Source organism: Actinomadura sp. (assembly GCF_044508335.1).
GTDB lineage: Bacteria > Actinomycetota > Actinomycetes > Streptosporangiales > Streptosporangiaceae > Spirillospora.
On record NZ_JBIQHY010000215.1, the window covers coordinates 1 to 4055 of the forward strand.

The window sequence follows — 4055 nt, forward strand, 5'->3', positions numbered from 1 at the left end:
CTACGGATCAGAAGGTTAGGGGTTCGAATCCCTTCGGGTGCGCCCAGGTCAAAGCCCCCTTGCGATCTTGCAAGGGGGCTTTGGCGTACGCCGTGGGAGCCACGGGCACCGATCAGGCGCCGCTCATCGCCTCAGCCGCCGCACGCTTGTCGTCGACGAGCAGGTGCCCATAGACGTCCTTCGTGGTCGCGATGGACGTGTGCCCGAGGATCTCAGAGACGACGTGCAGCGGCGTTCCCTGCGCCAGCATCAGCGAGGCCCCCGAGTGCCGCAGTTCATGCGGATGCCAGTGGCCGAGGGCAGCGTGCTTGGCCGGCTAGGAGGGTGTGGCGAGGGCGCCTGTCACCGGACGGCCGTGCACGACGTGGACGGGGACACCTGCGAGGAGGGTGTCGTGCTTCCTTGGTGTGGGGGCTGATCGGGGGCGGCGGCTTGGTGGCGGATTGTCCGGTCTGGTGGTGAAGGTGCGACCTACCGGGGCGCTCTAGCCGTATGGGCGCTGCGCGCTTTTGCGGTGTTCGGCCAATACTGTAACTGGCTCTTATGCCTAGACCGGAGGTCCGGGGATGCTGAACGAAGGGCTGGCGGCGCTGGCCGCGTCGGCGGGGACGGGGCTCGTCGCGGCGATGGTCACCGACGGATGGCAGCAGGTGCGGGTGCGGGCGGCGCGGCTGCTCAGCCGTGGGGACGCCGAGGAGGGGCGACGGCAGGAAGACCGGCTGGAGCAGACCCGCCGGGAGGTCGTCGGGGCATCGGCAGACCGGATCGAAGAAGTCGCCAGGCGTCAGGGAGAGGCATGGCGGATCCGCTTCGAGGATCTGCTGGGGGACCATCCCGAGGCTGAGGCCGCCGTGCGGGAGCTGGTGGCGCACCTTGGCGCGGTGCAGGTCGATGCCCGGGCTTTCGACCATGCGCAGCAGGCCGTCCAGGGGCAGGGCGTCCAGCACAACACGTTCGGCTCTCCACCGGCGTCATGACCGGCCCGGATGTCCGTGCCGACGCGCTCGGGCAGGCGCAGCAGGCGGTCCAGGGGCGAGGTGTCCAGTTCAACTACTACTCCGGGACGGGCGGGCGGGCGGCGGTCGCGTTGGACACGCTGGTGCCGCCGCCGGTCCTGGTCGGCCGGGACGCGGAGTTGCAGCGGCTGCAGCGGGAGGGGCTGCGGGCGCGGGAGGCCGGTCGGCCGGTGGTGATGTCCGCTGTGCACGGGATGGGCGGGGCCGGGAAGACCGCGTTGGCCCGGGCGTTGGCGGCTGAAATCGGCGAGCAGTTCCCCGATGCGCGTTTCGAGGTCGATCTCAGAGGGTTCACCCCGGGGCATCGGCCGCGCGACCCCGGTGAGGTCCTTGGTGAGCTGCTGGCCCTGGTCGGGTTCGCGCCGGCCGAGATCCCGGCGGATGCGCAGGCCAAGGGCGGGCTGTGGCGCGGATGGCTGGCCGAGCGCCGGGTCCTGCTGATCCTGGACAACGCCCGCGACGCCGCACAGGTGCGGCCGTTGCTGCCCGGACCGCGGACCTCCGCGGGATGCCTGGTCGTGGTGACCAGCCGTGATCGTCTCACCGAACTGGACGCCGCCGTCCGGATCGGGGTGGACACTCTGTCCGTCTCCGACGCGGTGGCGTTGCTGGTGGGTGTGGCTGGACGGTCGCAGGAGGAGATGGCGGCACGTGACGGCGAACTCGCCGAACTGGCGGGGTTGTGCGGATGCCTGCCGTTGGCGCTGCGTCCCGCCGGATCGCTGCTGGCCGTGTTGAGCGCGGCCGAGGTGATCGAGGTGATGCGCTCCGCCGAACACCCGCTGGAGCATCTGGAGGACGTTGATCAGGTCGTCCAGGCGGCCTTCACCGCCTCCTACAGCGCGCTGCCTCCGGCGTTGCGGCGGGCATTGGGCGTCTGCGCCCGGCATCCGGGGCCGAACTTCGACGCGGCGTCTGTGGCGGCGCTTGCCGGGAGGCCCCGTCCGCTGGCGGCGGTTCAGCTGGCGAGGTTGCTTGAACGCAACTTGCTGATCGGGTTACCCCAGGGGCGCTATACGTTCCACGACCTGTTCTTGGGCTACGCCCGCCGCACCACCGATTACGCGAACGATGACCCCGAGGTCCGGCAGGGGCGTCGCCGTTTGTACGAGCACCTGGAAGCGGCGGTCTACTCGGCCAGTGCCGCTCTCACGAAGCAGAGCATGGATCAGGCGGCCAGCGACCAGTTCGGCACGCCGTCCGAGGCGCGTGCATGGCTGACGGCCGCCAGTGACGAACTCACCGTCGCCGCACAGACTGCCCTCAGTGAGGAGTGGGAACAGGCGAACGCCTTCGTCGACCATGTCGCTTTCTGGCTGACCTTGGACAACAAGCCCGAGCAGGCGGCCCGCCTTTATTCCGCCGGCCACGCCGCGGCCTGTGACGCGGGTGACCTGCGCGGCCAGGCGAACGCCCTCGCCGGCCTGGGGAGAGTTGCGCGGATACGGAATGATTTCGACCAGGCGGACGGGTATCTACGGTCGGCTCTCCGGCTCCACCGGGAGCTTGGAGATCGGGCCGGCCAGGCCCCCATCCTCCTGACCTCGGGGTTCGTCGCCCAGGCGCGGGCCGACCTGGGCGAGGCCGAGGCGTATTTCCGGCAGGCCCTCCAGCACTACGGGGAGGCGGGGAACCGGCTCGGACAGGCTGATGCGCTCCTGGCCTCGGGGCGCGTGGCGAGGCTGCTGGGCGAACTGGACCGAGCGCACGCGTGCCACCAGCAGGCGTTCGAGCATTACCGGGAGCTCGAGGACCGGCTCGGGCAGGCGCACACCTTCATAGCCTTGGGGGACGTCGCGCTGGCGCGGGGGAATCTCGGCGAAGCCGAGGCTTACGGCCGGCGAGCCCTTCAGCTCCACGAAATGCTAGAAGACCGGAGTGGCCAGGCGGGAGCTTTCAGGGGCCTGGGAGACGTCGCGCGGGCGAGGCGTGACTTCCCCCAGGCGAGCGCCCATTACCGCAGGGCCTCCGAGTTGTTCCAGGGGCTCGACGATCGGGGCGGTCAAGCCCAGATCCGTATGAAGCTCGCCCAACTGGCAGAGTGCCAGGGACACCACGACGAAGCGCGCCGACAGTATCGGCACGCTGCCGACTTGTATCGGGAGATAAAGCTCAACAAGCAGGCTGATGATTGCGCCGAAGCCTGTGCGCGTATCACCGGAAGCGGAGAATAGGACGAGACCAAGTGCCGTGGGCGGGCCGGTGTCAGGGCGTGCAGGTTTCGTCGGTGCAGGTTTCGCTGGGCGTGCCGATTGTGGTGAGGGTGGGATGGGCGTCCGTCCAGGCGCGGGTCAGGGCCTCGGTAAAGGCCTCCGGGGGCTGGGCGCCTGAGATGCCGTAGCGGCGGTCGATCACGAAGAAGGGGACGCCCGTAGCGCCCAGGTCGCGGGCCTCGCGCTGGTCGGCCTCCACTTCGGCGGTGAAGGCGGTGGAGGAGAGGGTTTCGCGCGCCGTGGCCGCGTCCAGGCCGGCTTCTCCGGCGATCTCGGTCAGGGAGTCGTGGTCGAAGACCGAGCGGCGGTCGGTGAAGTGCGCCTTGAAGAGGGCCTCGACGGTTTCGTCTTGAAGGCCGTGCTTCGCGGCCAGGTGGATGAGGCGGTGCGCGTCGGAGGTGTTGCCTGCGCGGCCGCCTTCAAGGCGGTACTCCAGGCCGACGGTCGCGGCGCGCTTCTCCATCTGGCGGTTCATCTCCACGGCCTGCTCGCGCGGCATGCCGTACTTGGCGGCCAGCATGTCGGCCACGTCGACGGTCTCGCCGGGCGGGAAGGACGGGTCGAGCTGGAAGGAGCGGTGCACCACTTCGACCTGGTCGCGGTGCTCGAAGCCTGCGAGCGCCTTCTCGAACTGCCGCTTTCCGATGTAGCACCAGGGGCAGACGACATCGGACCAGATTTCAACGCGCACGGGTCGCACCTTCCTCGTAGGGGTCACCGGGTGCAACACGCTCGGGCGCGGATCTGTTTCTACGGCGGACGCCCCCGCCGCGGGGCGGCGGGGGCGTCGGGTGGGGTGCGGGGTCAGTGGGGGGTGGGGTCGGGG

Annotated in this window: 3 protein-coding genes and 1 pseudogene; 2 read left to right on the forward strand and 2 right to left on the reverse strand. The window is 69.9% G+C overall.

Going from position 1 to position 4055, the window contains the following annotated elements; genetic code table 11:
- Window positions 1-112: 112 nt before the first annotated feature.
- Window positions 113-289: pseudogene (locus ACIWVC_RS34215) on the reverse strand (tyrosine-type recombinase/integrase); the annotation flags it as partial.
- Window positions 290-566: 277 nt separating this feature from the next.
- Between ACIWVC_RS34215 and ACIWVC_RS34220 the strand changes: the two are divergent.
- Together ACIWVC_RS34220 and ACIWVC_RS34225 are read left to right on the forward strand one after the other, a co-directional pair.
- A complete protein-coding gene (locus ACIWVC_RS34220; RefSeq protein WP_396448143.1) occupies window positions 567-977 on the forward strand; it encodes a hypothetical protein in 411 nt (136 codons plus the stop codon).
- Entirely contained in the window at window positions 974-3190 is a 2217-nt protein-coding gene (locus tag ACIWVC_RS34225) for a tetratricopeptide repeat protein (protein ID WP_396455156.1), read from the forward strand. The genes ACIWVC_RS34220 and ACIWVC_RS34225 overlap by 4 nt, the downstream gene beginning before the upstream one ends.
- 31 nt (window positions 3191-3221) lie before the next feature.
- On the opposite strand, the gene ACIWVC_RS34230 is transcribed toward ACIWVC_RS34225, so the two are convergent.
- A complete protein-coding gene (locus tag ACIWVC_RS34230; RefSeq protein WP_396448145.1) occupies window positions 3222-3920 on the reverse strand; it encodes a DsbA family oxidoreductase in 699 nt (232 codons plus the stop codon).
- Between the last annotated feature and the right edge of the window lie 135 nt (window positions 3921-4055).